This window comes from Amycolatopsis sp. NPDC104819 (assembly GCF_055583145.1).
This window is the reverse complement of the sequence record NZ_JBVJON010000010.1, coordinates 1-24,836: the sequence shown is the minus strand read 5'-3', so window position 1 is coordinate 24,836 and position 24,836 is coordinate 1. Positions and strand designations below refer to the sequence as shown.

Annotated in this window: 28 protein-coding genes and 1 pseudogene; 9 read left to right on the top strand and 20 right to left on the bottom strand. The window is 72.4% G+C overall.

Annotated elements, in window-relative coordinates:
* Positions 1 to 3: 3 nt before the first annotated feature.
* Entirely contained in the window at positions 4 to 513 is a 510-nt protein-coding gene (locus ACZ63E_RS30095; RefSeq protein WP_465304923.1) for a CGNR zinc finger domain-containing protein, read from the top strand.
* Here ACZ63E_RS30095 and ACZ63E_RS30090 read toward each other — a convergent pair.
* From ACZ63E_RS30090 to ACZ63E_RS30080, 3 genes are all read right to left on the bottom strand, one after another.
* Complete coding sequence (locus ACZ63E_RS30090; RefSeq protein ID WP_465339496.1) at positions 510 to 1,214, bottom strand: SRPBCC family protein; 705 nt, start codon at positions 1,212 to 1,214, stop codon at positions 510 to 512. The genes ACZ63E_RS30095 and ACZ63E_RS30090 overlap by 4 nt on opposite strands.
* Positions 1,215 to 1,403: 189 nt before the next feature.
* A complete protein-coding gene (locus tag ACZ63E_RS30085) occupies positions 1,404 to 2,276 on the bottom strand; it encodes an alpha/beta fold hydrolase (RefSeq protein ID WP_465339495.1) in 873 nt (290 codons plus the stop codon).
* A gap of 8 nt (positions 2,277 to 2,284) precedes the next feature.
* A complete protein-coding gene (locus tag ACZ63E_RS30080; RefSeq protein WP_465339494.1) occupies positions 2,285 to 3,073 on the bottom strand; it encodes an LLM class flavin-dependent oxidoreductase in 789 nt (262 codons plus the stop codon).
* A 73-nt stretch (positions 3,074 to 3,146) separates the two neighbouring features.
* On the opposite strand from ACZ63E_RS30080, the gene ACZ63E_RS30075 reads away from it, so the two are divergent.
* Positions 3,147 to 3,923: an SGNH/GDSL hydrolase family protein gene (locus ACZ63E_RS30075; RefSeq protein ID WP_465339493.1), complete on the top strand. Its 777-nt coding sequence runs from the start codon at positions 3,147 to 3,149 to the stop codon at positions 3,921 to 3,923.
* On the opposite strand, the gene ACZ63E_RS30070 is transcribed toward ACZ63E_RS30075, so the two are convergent.
* The 6 genes from ACZ63E_RS30070 to ACZ63E_RS30045 all read right to left on the bottom strand — a co-directional run bounded on the left by ACZ63E_RS30070 (position 3,903) and on the right by ACZ63E_RS30045 (position 7,912).
* Entirely contained in the window at positions 3,903 to 4,505 is a 603-nt protein-coding gene (locus ACZ63E_RS30070) for a TetR/AcrR family transcriptional regulator (protein ID WP_465339492.1), read from the bottom strand. The genes ACZ63E_RS30075 and ACZ63E_RS30070 overlap by 21 nt on opposite strands.
* A complete protein-coding gene (locus ACZ63E_RS30065) occupies positions 4,489 to 4,962 on the bottom strand; it encodes an SRPBCC family protein (protein WP_465339491.1) in 474 nt (157 codons plus the stop codon). Before ACZ63E_RS30065 ends, ACZ63E_RS30070 begins: the two co-directional genes overlap by 17 nt.
* On the bottom strand, positions 4,959 to 5,279 hold the full coding sequence (locus ACZ63E_RS30060) for a metalloregulator ArsR/SmtB family transcription factor (RefSeq protein ID WP_465339490.1): 321 nt from the start codon (positions 5,277 to 5,279) through the stop codon (positions 4,959 to 4,961). Before ACZ63E_RS30060 ends, ACZ63E_RS30065 begins: the two co-directional genes overlap by 4 nt.
* Complete coding sequence (locus tag ACZ63E_RS30055; protein WP_465339489.1) at positions 5,279 to 5,665, bottom strand: VOC family protein; 387 nt, start codon at positions 5,663 to 5,665, stop codon at positions 5,279 to 5,281. Before ACZ63E_RS30055 ends, ACZ63E_RS30060 begins: the two co-directional genes overlap by 1 nt.
* 26 nt (positions 5,666 to 5,691) lie before the next feature.
* Entirely contained in the window at positions 5,692 to 7,218 is a 1,527-nt protein-coding gene (locus ACZ63E_RS30050; RefSeq protein WP_465339488.1) for an FAD-dependent monooxygenase, read from the bottom strand.
* A gap of 79 nt (positions 7,219 to 7,297) precedes the next feature.
* Positions 7,298 to 7,912, bottom strand: coding sequence for a TetR/AcrR family transcriptional regulator (locus ACZ63E_RS30045; protein ID WP_465339487.1), 615 nt, complete (start codon positions 7,910 to 7,912; stop codon positions 7,298 to 7,300).
* 76 nt (positions 7,913 to 7,988) lie between these two features.
* On the opposite strand from ACZ63E_RS30045, the gene ACZ63E_RS30040 reads away from it, so the two are divergent.
* From ACZ63E_RS30040 to ACZ63E_RS30030, 3 genes are all read left to right on the top strand, one after another.
* The gene (locus tag ACZ63E_RS30040; protein WP_465339486.1) at positions 7,989 to 8,471 is read left to right on the top strand and encodes a MarR family winged helix-turn-helix transcriptional regulator; all 483 of its coding nucleotides are present in this window, start codon (positions 7,989 to 7,991) and stop codon (positions 8,469 to 8,471) included.
* The gene (locus ACZ63E_RS30035) at positions 8,472 to 8,921 is read left to right on the top strand and encodes a hypothetical protein (RefSeq protein ID WP_465339485.1); all 450 of its coding nucleotides are present in this window, start codon (positions 8,472 to 8,474) and stop codon (positions 8,919 to 8,921) included.
* Between the two features lie 82 nt (positions 8,922 to 9,003).
* The gene (locus ACZ63E_RS30030) at positions 9,004 to 10,350 is read left to right on the top strand and encodes an MFS transporter (protein ID WP_465339484.1); all 1,347 of its coding nucleotides are present in this window, start codon (positions 9,004 to 9,006) and stop codon (positions 10,348 to 10,350) included.
* 52 nt (positions 10,351 to 10,402) lie between these two features.
* Here the strand turns inward: ACZ63E_RS30030 and ACZ63E_RS30025 are convergent, their stop codons facing one another.
* The 7 genes from ACZ63E_RS30025 to ACZ63E_RS29995 form a co-directional block, all read right to left on the bottom strand.
* Positions 10,403 to 11,845, bottom strand: coding sequence for an SPFH domain-containing protein (locus tag ACZ63E_RS30025; protein ID WP_465339483.1), 1,443 nt, complete (start codon positions 11,843 to 11,845; stop codon positions 10,403 to 10,405).
* 16 nt (positions 11,846 to 11,861) lie between these two features.
* The gene (locus ACZ63E_RS30020) at positions 11,862 to 12,350 is read right to left on the bottom strand and encodes an SPFH domain-containing protein (protein ID WP_465339482.1); all 489 of its coding nucleotides are present in this window, start codon (positions 12,348 to 12,350) and stop codon (positions 11,862 to 11,864) included.
* Positions 12,347 to 12,781, bottom strand: a complete 435-nt coding sequence (locus ACZ63E_RS30015) for an NfeD family protein (RefSeq protein WP_465304891.1) — start codon at positions 12,779 to 12,781, stop codon at positions 12,347 to 12,349. The genes ACZ63E_RS30020 and ACZ63E_RS30015 overlap by 4 nt, the downstream gene beginning before the upstream one ends.
* An 84-nt stretch (positions 12,782 to 12,865) precedes the next feature.
* Complete coding sequence (locus ACZ63E_RS30010) at positions 12,866 to 13,678, bottom strand: DUF3097 domain-containing protein (protein WP_465339481.1); 813 nt, start codon at positions 13,676 to 13,678, stop codon at positions 12,866 to 12,868.
* 51 nt (positions 13,679 to 13,729) lie between these two features.
* Positions 13,730 to 14,614, bottom strand: coding sequence for an aminoglycoside phosphotransferase family protein (locus ACZ63E_RS30005; protein ID WP_465339480.1), 885 nt, complete (start codon positions 14,612 to 14,614; stop codon positions 13,730 to 13,732).
* Positions 14,599 to 15,414 carry an SCO1664 family protein gene (locus ACZ63E_RS30000; RefSeq protein WP_465339479.1) on the bottom strand — a complete coding sequence of 272 codons (816 nt, stop codon included), beginning with the start codon at positions 15,412 to 15,414 and terminating at the stop codon, positions 14,599 to 14,601. The genes ACZ63E_RS30005 and ACZ63E_RS30000 overlap by 16 nt, the downstream gene beginning before the upstream one ends.
* Before the next feature lie 2 nt (positions 15,415 to 15,416).
* Positions 15,417 to 15,992: a DUF3090 domain-containing protein gene (locus ACZ63E_RS29995; protein WP_465304883.1), complete on the bottom strand. Its 576-nt coding sequence runs from the start codon at positions 15,990 to 15,992 to the stop codon at positions 15,417 to 15,419.
* Between the two features lie 76 nt (positions 15,993 to 16,068).
* Here ACZ63E_RS29995 and ACZ63E_RS29990 point away from each other — a divergent pair, with 76 nt between their 5' ends.
* From ACZ63E_RS29990 to ACZ63E_RS29975, 4 genes are read left to right on the top strand one after another with little or no spacing between them, the layout of a single operon-like run.
* A complete protein-coding gene (locus tag ACZ63E_RS29990) occupies positions 16,069 to 17,991 on the top strand; it encodes an alpha/beta hydrolase family protein (protein WP_465339478.1) in 1,923 nt (640 codons plus the stop codon).
* The gene (locus tag ACZ63E_RS29985; RefSeq protein WP_465339477.1) at positions 17,988 to 18,887 is read left to right on the top strand and encodes a S66 peptidase family protein; all 900 of its coding nucleotides are present in this window, start codon (positions 17,988 to 17,990) and stop codon (positions 18,885 to 18,887) included. Before ACZ63E_RS29990 ends, ACZ63E_RS29985 begins: the two co-directional genes overlap by 4 nt.
* Positions 18,884 to 19,285, top strand: a complete 402-nt coding sequence (locus ACZ63E_RS29980) for a TIGR03668 family PPOX class F420-dependent oxidoreductase (protein WP_465339476.1) — start codon at positions 18,884 to 18,886, stop codon at positions 19,283 to 19,285. Before ACZ63E_RS29985 ends, ACZ63E_RS29980 begins: the two co-directional genes overlap by 4 nt.
* 42 nt (positions 19,286 to 19,327) lie before the next feature.
* Positions 19,328 to 19,594: a hypothetical protein gene (locus ACZ63E_RS29975; protein ID WP_465339474.1), complete on the top strand. Its 267-nt coding sequence runs from the start codon at positions 19,328 to 19,330 to the stop codon at positions 19,592 to 19,594.
* A 52-nt stretch (positions 19,595 to 19,646) separates the two neighbouring features.
* On the opposite strand, the gene mptB is transcribed toward ACZ63E_RS29975, so the two are convergent.
* From mptB to ACZ63E_RS29955, 4 genes and pseudogenes are all read right to left on the bottom strand, one after another.
* Positions 19,647 to 21,182, bottom strand: a complete 1,536-nt coding sequence (gene mptB / locus ACZ63E_RS29970; RefSeq protein ID WP_465339473.1) for a polyprenol phosphomannose-dependent alpha 1,6 mannosyltransferase MptB — start codon at positions 21,180 to 21,182, stop codon at positions 19,647 to 19,649.
* Positions 21,183 to 21,229: 47 nt separating this feature from the next.
* On the bottom strand, positions 21,230 to 22,882 hold the full coding sequence (gene nikE, locus ACZ63E_RS29965) for a nickel ABC transporter ATP-binding protein NikE (protein WP_465339472.1): 1,653 nt from the start codon (positions 22,880 to 22,882) through the stop codon (positions 21,230 to 21,232).
* Entirely contained in the window at positions 22,879 to 23,775 is an 897-nt protein-coding gene (locus ACZ63E_RS29960) for an ABC transporter permease (RefSeq protein WP_465304870.1), read from the bottom strand. The genes nikE and ACZ63E_RS29960 overlap by 4 nt, the downstream gene beginning before the upstream one ends.
* Positions 23,772 to 24,743, bottom strand: a pseudogene (locus ACZ63E_RS29955) (ABC transporter permease); the annotation flags it as partial. The pseudogene ACZ63E_RS29955 and the gene ACZ63E_RS29960, both read right to left, overlap by 4 nt.
* Positions 24,744 to 24,836 lie beyond the last annotated feature (93 nt).

Sequence of the window (24,836 nt, the reverse complement as noted above, 5' to 3'; positions counted from 1 at the left end):
TTTATGCACTTCAACCCTTACGGCGGGCCGGCCGCGCTGGTGGCCGCCGACCTGGTGAACGCGGGCTCCGCGAGCGAGCTGCTGGCGGGGATGGTCCGCAACGGCATGTCCATCCCGGCGCTCGACGACGACGAGGCGGCCCGGATCGCCGCGTGGGCCCGGCGGCTGCGCCCGGTGTTCGCCGCCGAGCCCGCGCAGCGGCCCGACCTGGTCAACGGCCTGCTCACCGAGGCGGCGTGCCGGCCGTACATCACGACCCACGACGGCAAGCCGCCCCACCTGCACTACTCGGCCGAGGACGCCGGGCCGGTCGGCCGGGTCCGCGCCTACACCGCGGGCGGCCTCGCGCACCTCGTCTGCGAAGCCCCGGACCGCCTCGGCATCTGCGGCCGCGAAGACTGTGAGACGGCGTACGTCGACACCTCGCGCAACGGCCGCCGCCGGTTCTGCTCGACGCGCTGCGCGACTCGGGTCCACGTCGCCGAGCACCGGGCGCGGCAGCTGACCGCTTAGGCGAAGACCTCCGCCAGCCACGCCGCCCAGGCGCGTTCCTCCGCCTCGACGTCGACAGTGGCGAAGTGGTGCCGCCCGACGCCGATCGGCCAGCCGAAGGCGTTGCGGCCGTAGAAGCGGACGAGCGCGTCCGCGGTCCGGACCCCGAGGAAGTTCGGCGTGGTGTAGTCGACAACCCCCGCGGTGCCTCGCACGGACACGGGATCCCCGACCCGGACGCCTTCGGGCACACCGAGCGCCTTGGTCAGGTTGGTGAAGCCGTCGGCCGCCGCGGACACCGCGGGCGCCTCGGTCATCGCATAGGTGGCGGTGCGGCCGGCGAAGTGCGTGAGGTACTCGCCGAGCGAGTGGTAGTAGAACGCGGTGTGCTGCCGGCAGGCGTCGTAGTTGTTGTCGCAGTCTTCGAGGAAGACCCCGCGGTGCACGAACTTCAGGTGCGTCCCGGTGTCCCGGCGGGCGAAGGTGTAGTCGAGCTGGTTGAACCAGCCGTCCCGTTCGCAGCGGGTGGCGAAGTGCTCGCCCGGCTGCCAGACGGTGACCTCCCCGCCGTGGATGGTCAGCCCGGACTCCCGGCCGCCGACCCGCGGCTCGTACGAGACGGGCCACGACCAGCTCCCCGCGTCGACGGTGATCGCCCGCCAGCAGTCTTCCGCCGTGGCGGTCAGCGTGCCCTCGAAACCGACTTCGAATTCCTTCGCCATCGCTGCTCAGCTCCCTCGGTGTGGTCCGCGCTCTTGTGAGGGCGTCAACCGGGGTGGGCCGGATTCGACAACTCCGCGGAAGTTTTCTCGCCCGCCACTCGAGGACCGTCGGGGTGGGCTCGCCCTCGGCGAACGTCGTCTCGTACCAGCCGGCGATCATGTCGTGGGCCGTCATGCTGCGGCGGAACGTCAGAGCAGTGCGCGCACCGCTTCCGCGAACACCTCGGGAGCTTCCTGCGGCACGTTGTGCCCGACGTCCGGCACCACACGGTGCTCGTACGGGCCGGTGAAGTACTCACGGTCCTCGGCCGCGCTGGGACCGCCGATGCCGTCGGCGCCGGGTTCCAGCACCACCGTCGGCACGGTGATCCGCGGCTCCCGCGCGATCAGCTCCTCCAGCCGGTCATAGCGGGGATCGCCCTCGGCCAGGCCGAAACGGTGGCGGTAGGAGTGGATCACGACGTCGACGAAGTCCGGGTTGTGCAGGCTCGCCGCGCTCGCGCGGAACGCCTCCGTCGCACCCGCCCACGTCGGGGACCAGGTGCGCCACAGCAGTTCGCACAGCTCTTCACGGTTGCGCTCCAGCCCGCGGCGGCCACGCTCGGCGTGGAAGTAGTACTGGTACCAGTAGGTCCGCTCCCACTCCGGCGGCGCCGGTTCGCCCGCGTGGGCGAGGAGCTGGACGTTGTAACCGTCGACCGACACCAGCCCGCGCACCCGCTCGGGCCACAACGCGGCGAGCAGGCACGCCGCGCGGCCGCCCCAGTCGTAACCGCCGACGACGGCCCGCTCGACGCCGAGGGCGTCGAGAAAGTCCAGCAGGTCCTGGGCGAGCGCGGCCTGCTGGCCGGAGCGGGGCGTCTCCGCCGAGCGGAACCGCGTGCCGCCGAAGCCACGCAGGTACGGCACCAGCACCCGGGCGTCGGGGAGCCCGGCGGCGACCTCGTCGTAGCTGCGGACGTCGTACGGGAAGCCGTGCAGCAGCACGACCGGGACGCCCTCCGGCGAACCCGACTCTTCGTACGCGATGTCCAGCAGCGATGTGGTGACGGATTTGCCCACGGTCGCCGTCAGCGGCCCAGGGCGGCGATCAGCGGACCCGGGTCGGGGTGGTCGGAAGGGCACTGCAAGATCACGGACGTCGCGCCGGCGGCGGCCAGCTCGGCGATCAGGTCGCGGGCGCGGTCGCCGAGGGCGGGCACGTTCGGTTCGATCTCCGTGAAGACGATGACCTGCGGCGCCGGCCGGCCAACGGCCTCTGCCGCCTCGGTGGCTCGAGCAGTCTCCGAAGCGACGTATTCCGGGGTGACCAGAAAGGAGTCCAGGAGCACGCCGTCGCCGACCTCGCCCGCCAGGGCGACCGTCTTCGGCCCGCGCGCGCCGACGACCAGCGGGGGCACCTGCTCCGGCGGCCAGTCCAGCGCCACGTTGTCGAGCTGCACGTATCGCCCGGTCACGCTGAGGGGCTCGCCGTGCAGCAGCCGCCGGACGGCGTCGGTGTGCTCGCGCAGCAACGTCATCGGGGACGCGGCCCGGGCGCCGACCTGCGCCATCCAGTCGAGCACGCCGTGCCCGACCGCCGGGACGAACCGCCCGGGGAACATCCGCGCCAGCGTCGCGATCTCCATCGCGGCGAGCGCCGGGTTGCGCAGCGGCACCGGCAGCAGCCCGATCCCGACCGTCAGGCGTTCGCTCCACGCCAGCGCGGCCGCGGACGTCGTGAGGCCGCCTTCGCGGAAGCAGTCCTCCCACAGCCAGAGCTCGTCGATGCCGGCCCGGTCGGCCGCGATCACGGTCTCCCGCAGCTCCTCCGGCGGCGACTGCGGACGGAACACCACACCCACACGAACATCGGCCATGCCCGTCACCGTAATCCACCCGGGGCCCAGGGGTGTGATCCTTTTTCCGCGGGCGCCTGCTTAGACTGCAGACATGAGCAAGCGCTTAGTGGTGGTGGGGGACTCGTTCACCGAAGGCGTCGGGGACGACGACCCGGCCGCCCCGAACGGCGTGCGCGGCTGGGCCGACCGCACCGCCGAACAGCTCGCCGCGCGCGAGCCGGGCTTCCGGTACGCCAACCTCGCCATCCGCGGCAAGCTCCTGCCGCAGGTGCTCGCCGAGCAGCTGGAGCCGGCGCTGGCGCTGGAACCCGACCTCGTCTCCCTCTACGCCGGCGGGAACGACCTGATGCGGCCCAAGGTCGACATCGACGCGCTGCTCGTCGACTACGAGGCCGCGGTCGCCCGGATCCGCGCGACCGGCGCCCGCCTGATCCTGTTCACCGGCGTCGACGGGGTCGAGGACCCGCTGTTCCGCGCGATCCGCGGCCGGGTGGCGATCTACAACGAGCTCGTGCGCGGGATCGCGGCCCGGCACGACGCGCTGCTGGTGGACCTGTGGTCGATGCGGCAGCTCTGCGACCGGCGGTTCTGGGCGCCGGACCGCCTGCACCTCAACGCGCTCGGCCACACCGAGGTCGCCATCGAGGTCCTGCGTGTCCTCGGCGTCGAGCACTCGCTGACCAACCCGGAGCCGGCGCCGCGGGTGGTGCTGAGCCCGGCCGAGCGTCGCAGCCAGAACCTGCACTGGGCGCGCGAACACGCGTTGCCGTGGGTGCGGCGGCGCGTCAAGGGTGAGTCCTCCGGGGACACACTCACCGCGAAGCGCCCGACGCTGGAGCCGGTCGGCTCAGCGCCGGTCCCCCGCTGACGGGCGGAGGCCGTCGAACAGGATCGTCACGGCCCGGTCGCGCAGGTGCGCGTCCTTGGCGTATTCGGCGGCTTTCGCGACCCCGATGATCACGGTGATCAGCTCGCCGACGACGAGGTCCTTGCGCACCGCGCCGGCGTCCTGCGCTCGTGACAGCAGCACCCCGAGGGATTCGAGCAGCCGGGCGCCGATGTCGGACTTCGAGACCGGCACGGTCACCCCGGCCGCGGTGAGCGCTTCGAAGTAGGCGTTCTTGGCGCTGGACATCTCGATCCAGCTGGTCAGGAAGGCGAAAAACGCGTCACCGGGGTCCGCCGAGTCGGCCGCGACGACGGCTTCGGCCTCGTCGACGAACCGGCGCAGCCGCGCGACCAGCACCGCTTCGAGCAGGGCTTCCTTGGTCGGGAAGTGCCGGAAGACGGTGCCGATGCCGACCCCGGCGGCGCGGGCGACCTCTTCGGTGGGCGCCCCGGTGCCCTTGGCGGCGAACACGCTCTCGGCCGCCTCCAGCACGCGCGCCCGGTTGCGCCGGGCGTCGGCGCGCAGCGGTTTCGGCTCGGCGGGTTCAGCGGCGGGATTCACCACCCGATCGTAACGGGGTTGGATCGGGCAGAGTCGCCAGCAAGCGGGCCAGCGCGCGTGGCACGTGGGAGCGCCAGCCGCCGCCCATGATCCGGCGCGAGACGCGCTGGAGCTCGTCGTCCGGGTCGAAGCCTTCGTGGCTGAGGAAGAGCCGGGTGCCGGCACCCTCGGGTTCGAGCCGCCAGGTGACCGTCCACTGCGGACCCCAGCGGATGCTCAGCTTGCGCTCGGGCTCGACCTCGAGGACCTCGCACGCCACCGGCCCGCCGGCGAACCCGGCCGCGGGCACCGGCTCGGCCAGCAGCTCGAACCGGTGCCCCACCACGGGTTTGATGTCGTTCGGCATGTTTATCCAACGCTCGAGCAGATCCGGTTCGGTGAGCGCGCGCCACACCTTGCGGGCCGGGTGGGCGAGGAACTGGTCGACGTGGATGGCGGTCGGGTCGTCGTCGGTCACAGGTCCTCTTCCTCGTCGAGCAGGTCACGCAGGTTGGTGAGCTTGGTCCGCCAGAAGCGCTCGTACGGCGTCAGCCAGTCCGCGACTTCTTCGAGCGGGGCCGCGTCCAGGCGGTAGACGCGATTGCGGCCCTGACGCTGCTCGGTGACCAGGCCCGCCTCGCGCAGCACCCGAAGGTGTTCCGAAAGGCTGGGCCGGGCCATCGCGAAGCGCTCAGCGATCGAGCCGGCGGCCATCGGGCCGTCCAGCAGCAGCCGCAGGACCTGCCGCCGCGCCGGGCTGGCCAGGGCGGCGAAGACGTCGTCGTTGACTGGCATCAGCTCGGCACATTGCCGAAGTCCGACGGCTCCAGCAGGCCGAGGGTGTGGCCGTCGACGTCGGTGAACGACGTCGCGCGGCCCCACGGCCGGTCGTCCGGGTCGGCGACCTCGACCCCGGCGGTCCGCAGCGCGGCGACGTCGGCGTCGAGGTCGGTGGTCTGCAGCTGGAAGTGCCGCGGACCCGGCTCCATGCCGGTGATCGGCTGGTCGGTCAGCACGATCCCGGTCTGCGCGCCCTTCGGCGCGACCATCACGAACCGGCCGCCCTCGGGTGTGCGGCGGTCGACGAGCGCCTCGAAGCCGAGCTTGCCGACGTAGAAGTCGCGCGCGCGGGCGTGGTCGGCGACGGGCAGGGTCAGGAACTGCACGTGGGTGATCGTCATGCCCGCGACCATACGTAGGATATCTCCTACATGTCAACGGGGCTGCCGAACCACCGTTCCAGCGCGATCCGCAGCGTCTTGCGCTCCCCCTCGTCCGGCTCGGCCGAGCTCGACGCCCAGGCGACGTACCCGTCGGGACGCACGAGCAGCGCGGTGGCGGGCGCCGACGCCTTCCCCGTGACGATGTCGACGCGGTCGGTCCAGCCCGTCAGCTCGTCGCCGAGCGACGCGCTCGTGGTGAGGTCCAGCAGGAGCGGCCGGGCGGTCCGCGTCAGCTCGGCCAGCCGGGTCCCGTCGTCGAGCACCAGGTCCGGGGCCCAGCGGCCGTCGAGCGGGTGGTCGGTGCCAGGTGGGTACCGGACGTCCGCGCCGGACATCAGGTCCGCGATGTGCTGCACCGTGCCCGGCTGCCGGAGCAGCTCGCCGAACAGCTGCCGCAGCGCCGTGACGTCGCCACCCGGCGCGATCAGCGCGGACTGGGCCTGGGTGTGCATGACCACCCGCTCGGCGACCGGCCGCCGTTCGCTCTCGTAGGTGTCGAGCAGGCCGGCCGGAGCGTGGCCGCGCACCTCGGCGGCGAGCTTCCAGCCGAGGCCGACGGCGTCCTGCAGCCCGAGGTTGAGCCCGGGGCCGCCGATCGCGGAGTGGACGTGCGCCGCGTCGCCGACCAGCAGCACCCGCCCCTCGCGGAAGCGGTCGGCGAGGCGGGTGTTGCGGCCCCGCAGCCGGCGCAGCAGGCGCGGCCCGTCACCCTCGGGCGGGCCGAGGGGCAGGTCGAAGCCGAGCACCCGGCGGATGCTCGCGCGCTGCTCGTCGAGCGACATCGGGCTGTCGTCGTCGTTGTCGTCGTCGGTCCACTCCATCGTGGTGACGAGCGGCCGGCCGGGGAACGGCGCGAAGACGAAGAGGCCGGTTTCGGTGCGGTAGTGGAAGAACGGCGGCACGACCCCGTGGCCGGGCACCTTCAACCCGCCCGACACCGGGTCGACGAGCTCCGCGGGCACGGTCGCGCTCGAGCTGTAGGAGATGGTGCGGTCTTCGGTGACGCCGGGGAAACCGATGCCGGCGAGCTTGCGCGTGACGCTCTTGCCGCCGTCCGCGCCGACGACGTAACGCGCGGTCACCTCGAGGGGCCCGTCCGGGCCGGTGACCTGGACGGTCACCTTCTCCTCGTCCTGGGTCAGGCCGGTCAGCTCGTGGCCGCGCCGGACCTGGACGCCCAGCTCGGCGGCGCGTTCGGCGAGCATCGCCTCCACCTGCCGTTGCGGCACCCCGAGGATGGTGAGCGAGTTGTGCTCGGCGAGGGTGAGGTCCAGGCGCATCGCGCCGAAGACAAAAGCGGGCACGGGCGGGCCGATCGGGCCGGCGAGCCGCTCGTGCAGGCCGCGGCGGTCGAGCAGGCGCACGACCTGGCCGACGAGACCGTTGGCGCGGTTCTCGGAGGCCGGCTCGGGCAGCCGCTCGAAGACCAGCGGGCGGACGCCGGCGAGAGCGAGCTCGCAGGCGAGCAGGAGGCCGGTCGGGCCGGCTCCGGCGATGACGACGTCTTCCATGGCGGAACTCCTTGCGGTGGAAGGAAAAGGGCACGACGAACCAGCCCGGCGGGTGCCGGGCGCCCCAGTTTTCAGTGGTTCAGCGCGGTTCGGGCAGGCCGGCGGCGAGCCGGCCGAAAACGTCGCGCAAGAGCTCGTCCATCGGTGGTGGCGGGTCGGCGCGGAGCCATTCGCAGGTGACGACGTTCAGCGCGGCGCCGACCACGCCCGCGACGAGCTGCGGGTAGAAGTCGTCGGCTCCGGTGCGTTCGGCCACGACGCAGGCGATTTCGGCTTCGGCCGCCGCGGCGGCTTTCTGGAACTCGATCTGCAGTGCGGGGTCGGCGACCATCAGGCGGAGCCCTTCGACCCACGACGGGTCCGCCGGGCGCCCTCGGTCGACCGGCTCACCCAGGGCGAACCCGGCCAGCGTGGCTTCGGTGACGGCGTCCCAGATCGGCTCGCCGGCCGGGCGCTCGCGCAGTGCCGCCGCGATCGCCTGGGCCCGGTCGTGGTGGCGGGCGGCGACGGCTTCGCCCTTGCTGCCGAAGTAGTTGCTGAACGTCCGGGTGGACACCCCGGCCTCGGCGGCGATGTCTTCGATCCGGACGTTGTCGTACCCGCGTTGCACGGTCAGCCGGATCGCCGCCCAGCTCAGCGCGATGCGCGTCTGCTGCTTCTTGCGCTCCCGGAGCCCGGCGCCGTCGGTGTCCATGAACCCAAAGTAGCAAAACTTGCAGATTCTGCAAAGTTGCCGAATCTGCAGGGTTCCCGTGAGGTACACTCGTTTCGTGGCGCAACGAAATGAACGGGCCGAACTGGCCCGGGCCGTGATGGAGCTGATCGACCAGGGGCACCGGGGGATCTCGCGGCACCTGGACCTGACGCGGATGCGAATCCTCGGCACGGTCGCGGCCGAAGGACCGGTGCGCCCGGCCACGCTCGCCGCGGAGCTCGGGCTCACCGCGTCGGCCACCAGCCGCCACCTGACCGCGCTGGAGCGCGCCGGCCGGATCGCCGTCGAGCCGGACCCGGCCGACCAGCGCACGTTCCTCGTGCGGGCGACGGAGTCCGGCCAGAGCGAACTCGACTCGGCCGTCGAAGCCGGGTCGGCGGTCTTCGCGGAGGTCGTCGCCGACTGGCCGGACGAAGACGTCGTGACCGCACGGGTGCTGATCACCCGCTTGACCGAGGACTGGGGCCGCCGCAACGCGCGGCCGGCTCCCCCATCCGGGCCGCGGTGGCGCCGGACCCGCCGGATCGAGGAGAACTAGATGACCACTCTTTCCACCGGCCGCCGGGTGCCGCCGGCCGTCCAGCTGGCGCGGGGACTGCTGGTGCTCGTCGCGCTCAGCCACCTCGTGGTGCCGATCGTCATGGCGGCCGGCGAGAACTCGCTGCGGGACGTCATCGCCGGCCGGCATCCGGACTTCGGCTCGGCCGAGGTGGCGCGTTCGGCCGACATCGCCGTTGTCTCCGGTGCGGTCTTCCACGGCGTGTTGCTGCTGGTCTGCCTGCTGCTGGTGGTGAAGCTGGCCGGGGCGCGGCCGTGGACGCGTCGCCTGACGACGGTGTCGCAGCTGTTGTCCGTGGTGTTCAGCGTCTTCTCGTGGTCGTCGTCGCCGATGTTCCACGCGGTGATCCCGGTGGTCGGCGCGATCCAGGTCGCCGTCGTGGTGCTGCTGTGGGCGCCGCGGACCGCCCGGCGGTTCTTCACGCGTTAGCCACGATCACGGTCATCGATCGCCGAATTCGTCGACGGGCGTCACACTGTTGTGTGACATCAGTCACCGGAGGTGTTGCGAGATGGTCCTGGGAGACAACGGCGTCACTCACAAGGTGGAGCCGGGCAGCAAGACGGGGCGAGTGCAGGTACGGCGTGCGGCGCTGGCGAGCGCGATCGGCACGACCATCGAGTGGTACGACTTCTTCCTCTACAACACCGCGGCCGCGTTGGTCTTCCCGCACCTGTTCTTCCCCGCTTCGAGCGCGTACGCGGGGGCGATGCAGTCGTTCGCGACGTACGCGGTCGGCTTCGCGGCCCGCCCGGTCGGCGCCGCGATCTTCGGGCACTGGGGCGACCGGATCGGCCGCAAGACGACGCTGATCGTCACGCTGCTGCTGATGGGCATCTCCTCCGGCGTGGTCGGGATGCTGCCCGGCACGGCGGCGATCGGGTTCGCCGCGCCGCTGATCCTGGTGCTGCTGCGGCTGGTCCAGGGCATCGCGATCGGGGGCGAGTGGAGCGGTTCGGTGCTGCTCGCCATGGAGTGGGGCGACCAGAAGAAACGGGGCCTGCTCGGCAGTTTCGCCCAGATCGGCGTGCCGGTCGGGCTGGTGCTCGGCACCGGCGGCATGACGCTGCTCTCGGCGGTCCTCTCCCCCGCGGCGTTCGACTCCTGGGGCTGGCGGCTGCCGTTCCTGGCCAGCCTGATCCTCGTCGCGGTCGGCCTGGTGATCCGGCTGAAGATCCTCGAGACGCCGATGTTCGCGAAGCTGGTCGAGAGCGGCAAGACCGCGAAGACGCCGGTGCTCGACGCGATCCGCCACCACTGGCGCGAGATCCTGCTCTCGGCCGGCGTTCGGTTCAGCGAGCAGATGCCGTTCTACCTGTTCACCAGTTACGTGCTGATCTACGTCGTGGCGCGCGAAGAGTTCAGCAAGACGTTCGTGCTCAACGCGGTGCTCGTCGGCGCGGCGCTGGAGCTGCTGATGATCCCGTTCTTCTCGCAGCTGTCCGACCGGTACGGGCGCAAGAAGGTCTACCTGTCCGGGGTGGTGCTCACCGGCGTGATCGCGTTCCCCTACTTCGCGGTCCTGACCAGTGGCGGCCACGCGCTGGTGTTCGTCATCGTGGTGGTGTCGTTCATCCCGCACGCGCTGCAGTACGGCCCGCAGGCGGCGCTGATCGGCGAGAGCTTCCCGACCCACCTGCGCTACGGCGGCGCGGGGCTGGGCTACCAGCTGGCGTCGGTGTTCGCGGGCGGCCCGGCGCCGCTGCTGGCGACGTGGCTGCTGCACCAGACCGGGACGCCGTACTCGATCTCGGGGTACATCGTGCTGTCGGCGGTGGTTTCGGTCCTGTGCGTGATCTGGCTGAAGGACCGGTCCAAGGTGGACATCGACGACGCGAGCGTCTACCAGCGAGCCTGAAACGCCGTGAAGGCCTCCCACCGCGTGGTGGGAGGCCTTCACGGACCGGACGTCAGCGGCGCGGGCCGCCCTGGGGGCCGCCGAACGGGGGCTGCTGCGGGAACGGCCCGCTGCCCGGGTTCTGCTGCGGCCCGCCGAACTGGCCCGGCGGCGGGGACTGCGGCGGCGGGCCCTGGTACTGGCCACCCGGCGGCGGGCCGGGCGGCGGCTGCTGCGGGGACGGCGACTGCGGCTGGGGCAGCCCGCTCTGCGGTGTCGACGGCTGCTGCGGCGCGGGCGCGACCTCGGTGCCGCGCTCCTCCTCCGCCTCTTCCAGCTCCGGCGCCTGCTGCTGCTGCGCCGGACGCGGGATCTGCGGCCGTGCGGGCGGCGTTCCGGTCGCGACGCCGAGGGCCGGGACCTCCTGGCGTGCCACGGCTTCCGCCGCCGCGACCGCCTCGGCGACCTTCGGGTCGCTCTTCGTCTCGAACCAGCTGGAGACCTCTTCGTCCTCGAGGTCGGGCTTGGCCGGGACGTCGTCTTCCTTCGGCGGCTCGTAGCGGAACACGCCGTCGTCGCCGGGGGCGCCGAGCGCGCGGGCGAAGCCTTCGAGGGCCTTGCCGTAGTCGCTCGGGATCATCCAGACCTTGTTCGCGTCGCCCTGCGCCATCTGCGGGAGCGTCTGCAGGTACTGGTAGGCCAGCACCTCCGGCGTCGGGCGGCCGGCCTTGATCGCGGCGAACACCTTCTCGATCGCCTTCGCCTGGCCTTGCGCTTGCAGGTACCGCGCGGCGCGTTCACCCTGGGCGCGCAGGATCCGGGACTGCCGCTCGGCCTCGGCCGCGAGGATGGTGGCCTGGCGGGCACCTTCCGCGGAGAGGATCTGGCTCTGCTTCTGGCCTTCCGCCGTCTTGATCGCGGACTCCCGCTGGCCTTCCGCGGTGAGGATCATGGCGCGCTTCTCACGGTCGGCGCGCATCTGCTTCTCCATCGAGTCCTGGATGGAGGGCGGCGGGTCGATCGCCTTGAGCTCGACGCGGCCGACGCGGATGCCCCAGCGGCCGGTCGCCTCGTCGAGGACCCCGCGCAGCTGCGTGTTGATGGAGTCGCGGGAGGTCAGCGTCTGCTCGAGGCTCATGCCACCGACCACGTTGCGGAGCGTGGTGGTGGTCAGCTGCTCGACACCGACGATGTAGTTGGAGATCTCGTACACCGCGGCACGCGAGTCGGTCACCTGGAAGTAGACGACGGTGTCGATCGAGACCGTCAGGTTGTCCTCGGTGATCACCGGCTGCGGCGGGAACGAGACGACCTGCTCGCGCAGGTCGATCCGGGCGCGCACCTTGTCCAGGAACGGCACGAGGATGTTCAGGCCGGGCGAGGCGACCGTGCGGAACCGGCCCAGTCGCTCGATCACGGCCGACTGTGCCTGCGGCACGACCATGACCGCCTTGGCGATCGTGATGATCACGAGCAAGGCCAACACGATGACCAGGCCGATCACAAATCCGGTCAAGAGCTCTTCCCCTTACCTAGTACCATTCTTGCGCGGTTGACGGCGGTCCGGGCGCCGCGGGCGGGCGCACCGCGAGCTTGAGCTCCCGCGTGGTGACGCCCCAGCGTCCGGTGGTGTCGTGCAGGACCGTCCACACTGTACGGTGCAGGTCCCCGGGCGCGGCGACGGCGCGCTCGGCCGTCGTGAGCCCGGCTTCCTGCCGCAGCGCGGTGCGGGTCAGCTGTTCGATGGCGATGGCCGGGTTGGTGGTTTCGTAGGTCGCCCGGCGCGGGTCGGTGACCGCGAAGACGACCTCGAAGCCGATGTGGACTTCCTGCCCGTCGCCGGTTTCGACGGCGTGCGGCGGGGCGGACAGGATCTGCTCGCCGAGGTCGACGCGGGCGCGGACCCGGTCGGCGAACGGGAGCACGAAGTGCCGGCCGGGGCCGAGCACGGCGCGGAACCGCCCGCCGCGTTCGATCACCGCGGCCCGGCCCTCGGGGACGGTGACGAGGCCCAGGCTCACGGCTCGGCCGACACGACGGCGGTGGCGCCGGAGATCTCGACGACGGTGACGGACGTGCCGGGTGCGATCGGCTCGTGGGCCTCGGAGAGACTGCGGGCGGACCAGACGTCGCCGGCCAGCTTCACCTGCCCGGCCTCGAAGTCCACTGTGGACACGACGACGGCGCGGGCGCCGATCAGCGCGTCGATGCCGGTCCGGTGCGACGAGCCGGCGAGCAGCCGCCGCTTCAGCGCGGGTCTCACCAGCATGAGCATGCCGACGGACGCGACGGCGAACACCGCGACGTCGATGAAGACGTTCCCGGTGATGACGTCGGCCCCGGCGCCGAACAGCGCGCCGATGCCCAGCATGATCAGCACGAAGTCGCCGGAGAGGACCTCGGCGATCACCAGGGCGATGCCGACGATCAACCAGACCAGTGCCCAAGACATGGCTTAATGCTCTCAGATAGCGCCGGTTCGCACCGGCGCCGTGACTCGACGTGACCTACGCGTGACCTTGGACAATTCAGACATTCAGGCCTCTTCCGCCGGCTCGGTGACGAAGTCGATGAGCCGTTCCACGGCCCCGATGAGCGGGGTCTCGAGGTCGCGGAAACTGCTCACCCCGCTCAGCACACGTTGCCAGCCTTCAAAAGGTTGCCCCCAGCCGAGCGCGTCGCAGATCCCCTGCTTCCACTCGGTGCCGCGCGGGATCTTCGGCCACGCCCGGATGCCGACCGCCTCGGGCCGCACGGCTTCCCAGACGTCGATGTACGGGTGGCCGGTGACCAGCACGTTCTCGTCGTGGATCGCGCCGACGAGCCGGGACTCCTTGCTGCCGGAGACGAGGTGGTCGACCAGCACGCCGAGGCGCCGGCCGGGCCCGGTGCCGAACTCTGCGATCCGGTCGGACAGGACGTCGACGCCGTCCAGCGGCTCCACGACGACCCCTTCGACCCGCAGGTCGTGGCCCCAGACGCGTTCGACGAGCTCGGCGTCGTGCTTGCCCTCCACCCAGATCCGCGAGTCGCGGGCGACGCGGGCCTGCAGGCCCTGGACCTTGACCGACCCGGACGCCGAAACCTGCCTGACCGGCGCCTTCACCGTCTTGACCGGCACGAGCGTGACCGGCTTGCCCTCCAGCAGGAACCCGGCGGGGGCCAGCGGGAACACGCGGTGGCGGCCCTTGCCGTCTTCGAGCACGACATTGCCGTACTCGATCTTGATCACGGCGCCGCAGAACCCGCTGGCCGGGTCCTCGACCACCAGGCCGGGTTCGGCGGGGACCTCCGGCACCTTCTTGCGGCGCGGGCCGGCGAGCACGTCGTCATAGGAATGGGAGCGCACGGCCAGCGACGCTAGTGGCCCGGGCGACCCGGGCGGGTGACGCCACGCCGGTCAGCGCGCCATCTGCAGGACGGCGTCGGTGAACGGCGACGGTTCACCGCGCCGCAGCGGCCCGAGGGCGACCAGCGGGGCCATCGCGACGCACCAGGCGCGGACGCGGTCGGCGTCGAAGCCCGCGACGTGCGGGGCGAGCGCGGTCAGGCCGTCTTCGATCGTGCCGCCGCGTGCCACCGGGACGAACATCCAGTCGAGGGCGTCGAGCGCCGGGTCACCGAGGCCGGGGCGCGGGTCGATCGCGACGGCGCCGCGCCCGGGTCCGGCGTCGAGGACGTTGGCGGGGTGCAGGTCACCGTGGATGAGCGTGACGGGCCCGCTGCCGGCCAGCTCGAGCGCCCGCTCGCGGCCTTTCTGCAGCGTCTCGGCGCTCAGGTGCGCCGCGGCCGGGGATTCGCGGCGACGGCGTTCCGACAGCGTGAAGATGAAGTCGATGCCCTCGGCCAGCCGCCGGACCTGCCCGGCCGGTTCGGCCGCGTGCAGCTGGTCGAGCATTTCGCCGAGCTGCGCCCAGGGAACGTCGCCGTCCACCTGCGTGCCCGGGACCAGGCCTTCGAGGAGGATCGCATTAGCGTCGAGTTCGGCGTCGAGCACCTGGACGACCCGCGAGCACCCGGCCCACGCGCTCAGCCCGGTGAGCTCGAGCCGGGCGACTTCGGGGTCCGGCGTCAGCTTGAGAACGCGCAGGTCACCGCGCAGACCGGTGCACAGCAGGGTGCGGCCGGTGTTGCCCGGCCGCGCTTCGCGGACTTCGAGGTTCCAGGTGGCCGTCAGCCGAGCGACGAGGTCCGGGAGCGTGTCGCACCACGGCTCGGCCAGCTCCGCGCCGAAGCGGTCGACCAGGCGGGCGCGGGCGGCGGCGTCGACTAGAACAGGGGCCACGGGATGGCGCGCCAGTCGTCGCCGGGCTCGGGGAAGATGCCTTCGGCGAGCAGCACGTCGGTGCGTTCGGCCAGCGCGCGGATCTCGAACTTCGTGATGTGCTCGGACAGCGTCGTGCCGAGGCCGCCATCGAGCTCCGAACGCAGCTTGCGGAGCTTCTCGACGGTGTCCGGCGGCACCGGCTCGCCGATCCAGCCCCACAGCACGGTCCGCAGCTTCGGGTCGGTGTGCAGGCAGATGCCGTGGTCGACGCCGTAGACGCGCCCGTCGACCCCCGGGAGCAGGTGCCCGCCCTTGCGGTCGGTGTTGTTGACGACGATGTCGAGCGCGGCGAGGTCGCGCAGCCCGGGGTGGTCGGCGTGGGCCAGCACCGCGGGCTCGCCGAGCCGGTCGTGGGCGTGCAGCACGACGCGCCAGCCTTCGGGGACCTCGTCGGGCGGGAGGACTTCGACGACGTCGTCCTCGGTGGTCTCGACCCACAGCTGGACCATGCCGGGGCCGAACGGGCCGTCGCGCAGCACGGTCGGCGGGATCGCGCCGAGGCCGGCGGCGTCGGCGACGATCGCGGTGGCGACCTCACGCCCGGCGAGCGTGCCGTCCGGGAAGTCCCACAGCGGCCGCTCCCCCGACACCGGCTTGTACACGACGCGCCCGGTGACGCCGTCGAGCTCGATGGCGCAGAAGAGCGTCACGTTGGAGGCGTCGACGAGCCGGCCTTCGACGTCGATGCGGCCGTGGGTGACCAGCTCGCGCGACGCCGGGTCGGCCGGGTCCGGCTGGTCCGCCGGGGTGTCGGCCATGGTCAGTCTTCGCCCGCGTCGGTGTCGCGCCGGTAGCCGTTCTGCCGGGGGCAGATGTGCCCGGCCGGGTCGAGCGGCTCCCCGCACAGCGGGCACGGCTTGCGGCCGGCGTTGACGACCCGGTCGGCCCGCTCGGCGAACGCGCGGGCGGCGGCCGGGGTGAGGAAGACGCGGACGGCGTCCGGGCCCTCCTCGGTGTCGTCGAGCACGACCGTCTCGTCGACCTCGCCCTCGGTGATGGCGAGCAGCTCGACGACGACGGCGCTGCTGTCGGCGTCCCAGCCCAGGCCCATGGTGCCGACCCGGAACTCCTCCTCGACCGGCACGGTCAGGGGGTCGACGTCGACGAGGTCGTCGGGGACGTCCTCGGGCACGTCGGCGCCGAAGCGGCTGGCGACCTCCTCGAGCAGCGAGCTGAGGCGTTCCGCGAGGACGACGACCTGCTGCTTTTCGATGGTGACGCTGATGGTGCGCACGTCCTCGGAGGCCTGAAGGTAGAACGTGCGATCGCCGGGCTCGCCGACGGTGCCGGCGACGAACCGATCCGGCTGGCGGAAGACGTGGATTACGCGAGACATAGCACCGACGACCCTAGGCCACCGGCGCATGATCGGCATCCGCCGCCCCACCTTCGCGGGCCGCTAGCCTCTGGGGGTGTCTCGGATCGCCCCGTACGGAACCTGGTCTTCGCCCATCACCGCCGCCGCCGTGGCCGCCGCCGGCGGCGGCCCGCAGTGGCTCGACGTCGTCGGGGACGAGGTGTGGTGGGCCGAGGCGCGGCCCGGTGAGCAGGGGCGGGTCGCCCTGGTGCGGGCGGTGCCGGGCGGCACCGAGGACGTCCTGCCGGCCCCGTGGAGCGTCCGCAACCGGCTGCACGAGTACGGCGGCCGGCCGTGGGTGGTCGCCGGCGGTGTGGTGGTGTTCACGCACTGGGCGGATCAGCGGGTTTACGCGGTGAGCGAAACCGGTGTGGCGCCGCTGACACCGGAGCCCGCGCGGCCCCAGAGCGTCCGCTACGGCGACCTCCGGGAGGGCCGGCCGGGTGAGGTGTGGGCGGTGCGCGAGCGGTCGGTGGGCTCGCGGCCCACCGACGTCGAGCGGGAGCTGGTGTCGATCGCGCCGGCCGGCGGAGCCGAGCGGGTGCTGGCGGCGAGTCACCACTTCCTGACCGTGCCGAAGCTGTCGCCGGACGGGCGGCACGCCGCCTGGTTCGGCTGGGACCACCCGGCGATGCCGTGGGACGGCACCGAGCTGTGCGTGGCTCCGGTGGCCGAGGACGGCTCGTTCGAGCCGCACCGCGTCCTGGCCGGCGGCCCGGACGTCGCCGTGTGCCAGGTCGAGTGGGAGACGGCGACAACGCTGCTGGCCCTGCTGGACCCGGACGGCTGGTGGAACCTGCACCGGATCGGGCTGGACGGCTCGGTGGTGAACCTGGCGCCGGTGGAGCGGGAGCTGGGCGGGCCGCTGTGGAAGGCGGGCTCGCGGTGGTTCGTGCCGCTGGGCGGCGGCCGTCACGCGGTGCTGGTGTCGGGCCGGCTGGCGGTGCTCGACGAAACGGACGGCTCGGTGACGCCGGTCGCCGAGGAGCTGACGGCCTGGTCGAGCACCGGGTTCGCCGCGCACGGCGGCGGGGTCGCCGGGGTCGCGGCCGGTCCGCTGCGCGAGTCCGCCGTGGTCCACGTCGCGCTCGGCAGCGGGGAGCTGACGGACCTGACGCCGCAGCCCGAGCTGCCGACGGCGTTCCTGCCGGTGCCGCAGGAGCGGGTGTTCACGGCGGCGGACGGGGAGCCGGTGCCGGTGGTGCTGTACCCGCCCGCGAACCCGGAGTTCGCGGCGCCCGCGGGTGAGCTTCCGCCGGTGCTGGTGCACGTCCACGGCGGCCCGACCGGGCAGCACCACGCGACGCTGGACCTGGAGATCGCCTACTTCACCAGCCGCGGCCTCGCCGTCGCGGCGGTGAACTACGGCGGGTCGACCGGGTTCGGGCGGGCCCGCCGGGAGCGGCTGCGCGGCCAGTGGGGCGTGGTCGACGTCGCGGACTGCGCCGCGGTGGCCGAGGCGCTGGTGGCAGCCGGGCTGGCCGACCGCGACCGGCTCGCGATCCGCGGCGGCAGCGCGGGCGGGTTCACCGCCGCGGCGGCGCTGACCACGACGAAGACTTACAAGGCGGGCACGGTGATGTACCCGGTGCTGGACCTGGCCGACTGGGCCGGCGGCGGGGGTGAGACCCACGACTTCGAGTCGCACTACCTGGACGGGCTGGTCGGGCCGTTGCCCGCGGCGAGACAGCGGTACGTCGAACGCTCGCCACTGGCCAACGCCGCCACCCTGGCCGGGCCGGTGCTGCTCCAGCAGGGCCTGGAGGACCGGATCTGCCCGCCGCAGCAGGCGGACCGGTTCGTGGCGCGGCTCGCCGGCCTCGGGATCCCGTACGCCTACCAGCGGTTCCCCGGCGAGCAGCACGGGTTCCGGCAGGCCGCGACGATCGAGGCGGCCCTGGCGGCGGAGCTGTCGTTCTACGGCCAGGTGCTCGGGTTCGAGACACCGGACGTTGCGCGGCTGGAGCTGCGGCGATGAGGCCGCCACGCCTGCGTGCGGGCGACACCCTGGCGCTGGTCGCGCCGGCCGGGCCGGTGCCGGCGGACCTGCTGGAGAAGGCGCTGCCGGTGCTGCGCGGCTGGGGCGTCGAGGTGCGGGTCGGGCCGTGCGTGACGGCCGAGCCGGGGTCGCCGCCGTACCTGTCCGGTTCGGACGCCGCGCGGGCGGCGGAGTTCACCGAGGCGTGGCTCGACCCCGGTGTCCGATGTGTCCTGGCCGCGCGCGGCGGTTACGGCGTGCAGCGGATGCTGGACCTGGTGGACTGGGCGGCGCTGCGGGAAGCGGGCCCGAAGGTGCTGGCCGGGTCGTCGGACGTCACCGCGCTGCACCGGGCGGTGAACGTCCACTTGGGACTGTCCAGTTTGTTCTCGCCGATGCCGGCGAGCGTGCTGTTCGACGACTTCGCGGTGGAGCACCTGCGGCGGTCGTTGTTCGACCCCGAGCGGAACCTGGTGGTGCGCGGCGGTTCGCCGCTGGTGCCGGGCCGCGCGTCGGGAGTCCTGACGGGCGGGAACCTGTCGCTGCTGGCGGCGGGGCTGGGGACGCCGGAGCAGGGGTCCGCGCGGGACGCGGTGGTGCTGCTGGAGGACGTCACCGAGAGCGTGTACCGGCTGGACCGGATGCTGACGCAGCTGCTGCGCAGCGGCTGGTTCACCGGGGTCCGAGGAATCGTCCTGGGCTCGTGGGCGGCGTGCGGCGCCCCGTCGGACGTCCGGGCGCTGTTGCTGGAGCGGCTGGGGCCGCTGGAGGTGCCGATGGTGGAGGAGTTCGGGTTCGGGCACGTGGCGTCGTCGCCGACGCTGCCGCTGGGGGTGCCGGTGACGCTGGACGCGGACCTGGGGACGCTGACCTTCGACTCCCCTGCGCTGACATGACTCCCGAAGAAGCCAGGGAGCGGTTCTCCGCGGCACGGGTGGCGCGCCTGGCGACGGTCTCGGCTGCCGGGATCCCGCACCTGGTGCCGGTGACGTTCGCGGTGCGCGGGGACGAGGTGGCGTTCGCGGTCGACCACAAGCCGAAGTCGACGGTGGCGCTGCGGCGGCTCGCGAACATCGCGGAGAACCCGGCAGTGTGCTTCCTGGCCGACGGCTACGACGAGGACTGGTCGCGGCTGTGGTGGGCCCGCGCGGACGGTTCGGCCTGGGTCCTGCCGCCGGGCGCGGAGCCGGTTTCGTGGCTGGTCGCGAAGTACGAGCAGTACGCGGAAAGGCCGCCGGAGCACGCGGTGGTGGTCACGCGGGTGCGCAAGTGGAGCGGCTGGGCGGGCGCCTGAAATCGGCTGTCCCGCGGCGGACCGGTGTGGCATCGTCCGACCATGGCTTACGAAGAACGGGAGCACGCCGGGCGCCACTACGGGGTGCAGTTCATGTACGCCGTACCGGAAGAGGCCTGGTTCGTCGAGCTGACCGACGTCAAGTCCGGCGACTTGATCATGACGGGGGTCGTGCCCGACGAAGATCTGACGGTGGAGCCGACCGTGCGTGTTCACGCCCCGCAGGAGCACAGCGTCCCCCACGAGATCATGGTGTGGTTCCTGCAGAAGGTCGCGGAGGAGATCGCGCGCAGTCGCCCGGCCCGGTAGGGGCAGGCCGTCGAGGTCGCGGTGCTGCTCAAACGACCTGCCGGGCCGGCTCTCAGTCGCGGAGGAACTTCTCCGGCCGGCGCCACGCGTCGATCAGGCCCAGCGGGTCCGGGCGCAGCAGGGACGCCGCCGAGTACAGGCTCGCCACCACGACCAGCGCGATGAACCACCAGTCGTAGAGGGCCTGCTCGCCAGTCGGGTAGTAGACCAGCGTCACGAACACCGAGACCGCCACCACCAGCGCGAGGTGCCGCGGCTGCCACTTGAACGCCGACAGGAGCACAAAACCCCAGGTCAGGTACCACGGCAGGGTGGGCGGCATGAGGATCGCCACCGCGAGCAGCGAGATCCCGGCGCGGTAGACGGCCTCGGTGCCGCCGCCGCGGCCGAGCCACCACTGGCGGATGCCGAAGCCGATCAGCAGGAGCATGCCGGCCGCGCGGGCGACCGTGACGAACGGGGACACCTGGACGTCCACCACGAGGTGGACCAGGTTGTAGAACACCTCGCCGATGCCGGTGGGGATGTTCAGCCAGTTCGCGATGAGCTGCGGGGCCTTGAGCCCGGACCACCAGCCGAGGTTGAGCGAGCCGAGCGAGATCCACGTGCCGGCGACGAACACCGGCAGGAACAGCCCGACCGACGCCGCTCCGGCGCGCAGGAAGTTGCGGACCTTCGACTCGCCCGCCATGTGGTTGGCCCACATCCAGACGATGAACGGCAGCGCGATCGCGGCCGTCGGCTTGATCAGCATGCCGATCGTGACCAGGACGACCGCGACGACGTGTTTGCGTTCCAGGGCGGCGAGGACGCCGATGGTGAGGAACGCGAGCATCATCAGGTCGTTGTGCGGGCCGCCGAAGAGGTGGATGACCATCATCGGGCTGGCGACCGCGAGCCACAGCGCGACCGGGAGCTTGCCGCCGAGGTGCTTGACCAGCCGCGGCAGCGCCCACAGCGTGCCCGCGAGCCCCACCAGCAGCACGAGGCGCATGAGGATGACGCCGAGGATCATGTTGTCGCCGCTGACCGAGACGACGCCCTTGGAGATCAGCAGGAACAGCGGCCCGTACGGCGCCGGGGTGGTCTGCCAGAGCGGGTGGACGTTCTGCACGACGTTCGGCAGGACGTCGAGCTCGGCGGGGCCGTTGGCGTAGGGGTCGAGCCCGTAGAGCAGCTGGGCGCCCTGGCCGAGGTAGGAGAAGACGTCGCGGGTGAACAGCGGCGGCGAGACCAGCAGCGGGGCCATCCAGCAGCCGGCGGCGACCAGGATGGGTCGGCTGCCGATGCGGCCGGCCAGCACGTAGCGGCCGAGCCGGACCCAGGCCCAGACGACGAGACCGAAGCCGGTGTAGAGGACGGCGTTGGCGAGCATGCGCCCGTGGCCGTAGCGGATCCACGAGATCGGGCCGTGGCCGAGCACGGGGTCCTTGATCAGGATGCCGCCGGCGCCGAAGGCGGCGAGCATGAGCAGGGTGCTCCCGACCGTGCCCATCGCGATCGTGCGGTACGGGAATCGCGAAGGCGTGAGGAGCCGCTCGGCCAGTCCGGTCGAGGGCCTCTGCGCGGGGTCGGTGGTGGTCGCCATTTCCGTTCGGAGGTTACACACTGCGCTCGGGCGGGGTTCCCGCAGTGTCAGGTTTCGACGGTCCGGCGCTGGGCGGTGCCGCCGGGCAGGGCGGCCAGCAGGGACTTCGTGTACTCGTGCCGCGGGTCGAGCAGGACCTGTTCCACCGTCCCGGTTTCGACGAGCTCGCCGCGGTACATCACGGCGACGCGGTCGGCGATGTTCCAGGCCAGGCCCAGGTCGTGGGTGATCACCAGCGCGGCGAGGCCGAGCTCGCGGCGCAGCCGCAGCAGCAGCCCCAGGATCTCGCCGCGCACGGACGCGTCGAGAGAGGCGACCGGCTCGTCGGCCACCACCACCGACGGCTCGAGCGCCAGTGCCCCGGCGATGACGACGCGCTGGCGCTGCCCGCCGGAGAGCTGGTGCGGGAGCCGGTCGGCGTACTTCTCCGCCGGTCGCAGCTCCGCGGCCTCCAGGGCCCGGTGGACGACCGCGCGCTCGTCGGCCAGCTTGTGGATGCGGGGGCCTTCGGCGACGGCCTCGTAGACGGTGTGGGCCGGGTTGAGCGCGCTGGTCGGGTCCTGCAGGACCAGCTGCACCTGACGGCGGTAGGCCTTGAGCCCGGCGCCGCCGGTGGGCACCGGGTCCCCGGCGTAGCGGACCACGCCGGAGTCGGGTTTCTGCAGGCCGAGCAGGGTGCGGGCGAGCGTGGTCTTGCCGGAGCCGGACTGGCCGACCAGGGCGACGATCTCGTCGCGCGCCACCGTGAGGTCGACCCCGGCGACGGCGTTGATGCGCTTGCCGGTGCGGTCGCGGAAGGACACGCGCAGGTTTTCCGCGGCCAGCAGCGGCTCGCCCGCCACCCGTTCCGGCGGTTCGGGCGGCAGCGGGATGCTGGTGGCCGGGGCGAAGCGCGACACCGGGTCGCCGACGGTCGGGAACGCCGCGGCGAGCGCCCGCGTGTGCTCGTGCTGAGGCGAGCCCATCACCTCGGCGCTGGGACCCTCCTCGACGATCTGCCCGTCGTACATCACGGCGATGCGCTTGCAGGTGGCGGCGAGCACCGACAGGTCGTGGCTGATCATGATCAGGCCGATGTCCTGTTCGGCGACCAGCCGGGAGAGCAGGTCGAGGACCTGGGCCTGGACGATGACGTCGAGGGCGGTGGTCGGCTCGTCGGCGATGATCAGCCGGGGTGAGCAGGCCAGGGCCATCGCGATCATGACCCGCTGCTTCTGCCCGCCGGAGAGCTCGTGGGGGTAGGCGCCGGCGCGGCTCGGCGGCAGGTCGACCTGGGTGAGCAGCTCGGCGACCCGCGCGTCGACCTGGGCGTCGGTGAGCGCCTTGCCGCCTTCGGGCGGGTGCAGTCGCAGCGGCTCGGCGATCTGGTCGCCGATCTTGCGGACCGGGTTGAGCGCGTGCATGGCGCCCTGGAAGACCACCGACGCCTCGGCCCAGCGGACCGCGCGCAGGCGGCCCCACTTCATGGCGGTGACGTCTTCGCCGTCGAGGAGGATCTCGCCGGTGATCTTCGCGGTGCGGGGCAGCAGCCGCAGGACGCTCATCGCGACGGTCGACTTGCCCGAGCCCGACTCCCCCGCGATGCCGAGGGTGCCGCCGGGGTCGAGGCCGAGGGAGACGCCGCGGACGGCGGGGATGTCCTGCTCGCCCACGGTGTAGGTGACGGTCAGGTCGTCGAGCTGCAGCAGCGGGGTGGTCACTTCTTCAACCTCGGGTTGAGCACGGTCTCCAGGCCCCGGCCGACCAGGGTGAAGAAGAGGACGACGAGGACGATCGCGATGCCGGGCGGGAGCACGTTCCACCACGCGCCGCGGCTGATGGCGCCGTTGTTGAGGGCGTTCTCCAGCACCAGGCCCCAGGTGACGGAGTTGGGGTCGCCGACGCCGAGGAACGACAGGGTGGCGTCGGCGATGACGGCGTTGCCGACGACGAGGGTGGTGTTGGCCAGCACGAGCGGCATCACGCCGGGCAGGACGTGCTTGCCGATGACGTGCAGGTGGCCGCCGCCGAGGGCGTGGGCGCGCTCGATGTACGGGCGGCTCTCGATGGTCAGCGTCTGGGCGCGGACCAGGCGGGCGGTGCTGGGCCAGGCGGTCAGGCCGATCGCGACGATGATCGTGCCGACGCCCTTGGGCAGCACCGCCGAGAGGGCGATCGCCAGGATGAGCGAGGGCAGGACGAGGAAGAAGTCGGTGAACCGCAGCAGCGTCGCCGACACCCAGCCGCCGAAGTGCGCGGCGGTGATGCCGATGACGGTGCCGATGACGACCGACAGCAGCGCCGCGGAGAACCCGACGAGCAGGGAGATCCGGCTGCCCCAGATCGTCATGAGCAGCACCGACCGGCCGAAGTTGTCGGTGCCGAGCCAGTAGTCGCCGGTGGGCGGGCTGAGCGGCTGCCCGGCCGCCTTGGTGACGTCGAGGCCGCTTTCGTCGCTGATCAGCGGCAGCAGCAGCGCGACGACCACGGTGGCGGCGAGCAGCACCAGCCCGATGAGCGCGGCGCGCTGGGAGGCGAACTCGCGCCAGGTCCGGGCGAGGGACGCGCGGCGGCGGCTCCAGGCGATCTGCCGCGGGGTCTCGGCGGTGGTCATGAGGTACGCACCCTGGGGTCGAGCACGCGGTAGAGCAGCTCCGCGAGCAGGTTCATCAGCACCACCGCGCTCGCCAGCACGGTGAACACGCCCTGCAGCACCGGCAGGTCGGGGCCGTGCAGCGCGTCGTAGGTCAGCTGGCCGAGGCCGGGCCAGCTGAACACGGCTTCGACGGTGACCGCGCCGGCGACGACCTGGCCGAACTGCATGAACACCAGCGTGGTGGTCGGCAGCAGGGCGTTGGGGACGGCGTGGCGGCGGCGGACGAGGTCGTCGCGCAGGCCCTTGGCGCGGGCGGTGGTGAGGTAGTCGGCGTTCATCTCCCCCAGCAGCGACGACCGCATGATCAGCATGTACTGGGCGTAGAACACCGCCAGCAGCGTCACGCACGGCAGCACCAGGTGGTGCAGGACGTCGACGGTCTGGGAGAGCACGTCGGGCGCGGCGTCCGGGGAGTGCATGCCGCGGCTGGGGAACAGGCCGCCGGTGACCACGAGCAGCATCAGGCCGAGCCAGAACTGCGGCACCGACCACAGCGTGAGCGCGATGCCGGTCTGGGCGCGGTCGAAGAAGCTGTCGCGGCGCCAGGCGGCGCGGATGCCCAGCCACAGGCCGATGAGGACGGCGAGGATGGTGGCGCTGCCGACGAGCAGGATGGTCGGCCAGAGCCGTTCGCCGATCATGTCCGCGACCGGGCGGCCGTTGTTGAGCAGCCGGGACTCGCCGAGGTCGCCGTGCAGCAGGTTCCAGAAGTACTGGCCGAACTGGACGAAGATGGGCTTGTCGACGCCCATCTTCTCGCGCAGCTCGGCGATCTGCTGGGGGCTGGTGGCGCGGTCGCGGGTCATGGCGGCGACCGGGTCGCCGGGCAGCATGCGGAAGAGGAAGAAGAACAGCACGACCACCAGCACGATGCTGATGACGGCTTCGAGGAGCTTCCGGAGGAAGAACCGGCCGGTGCCGGTCCCGGGGGGGGGGGGGGGGGGGGGGGGGGGGGGGGGGGGGGGGGGGGGGGGGGGGGGGGGGGGGGGGGGGGGGGGGGGGGGGGGGGGGGGGGGGGG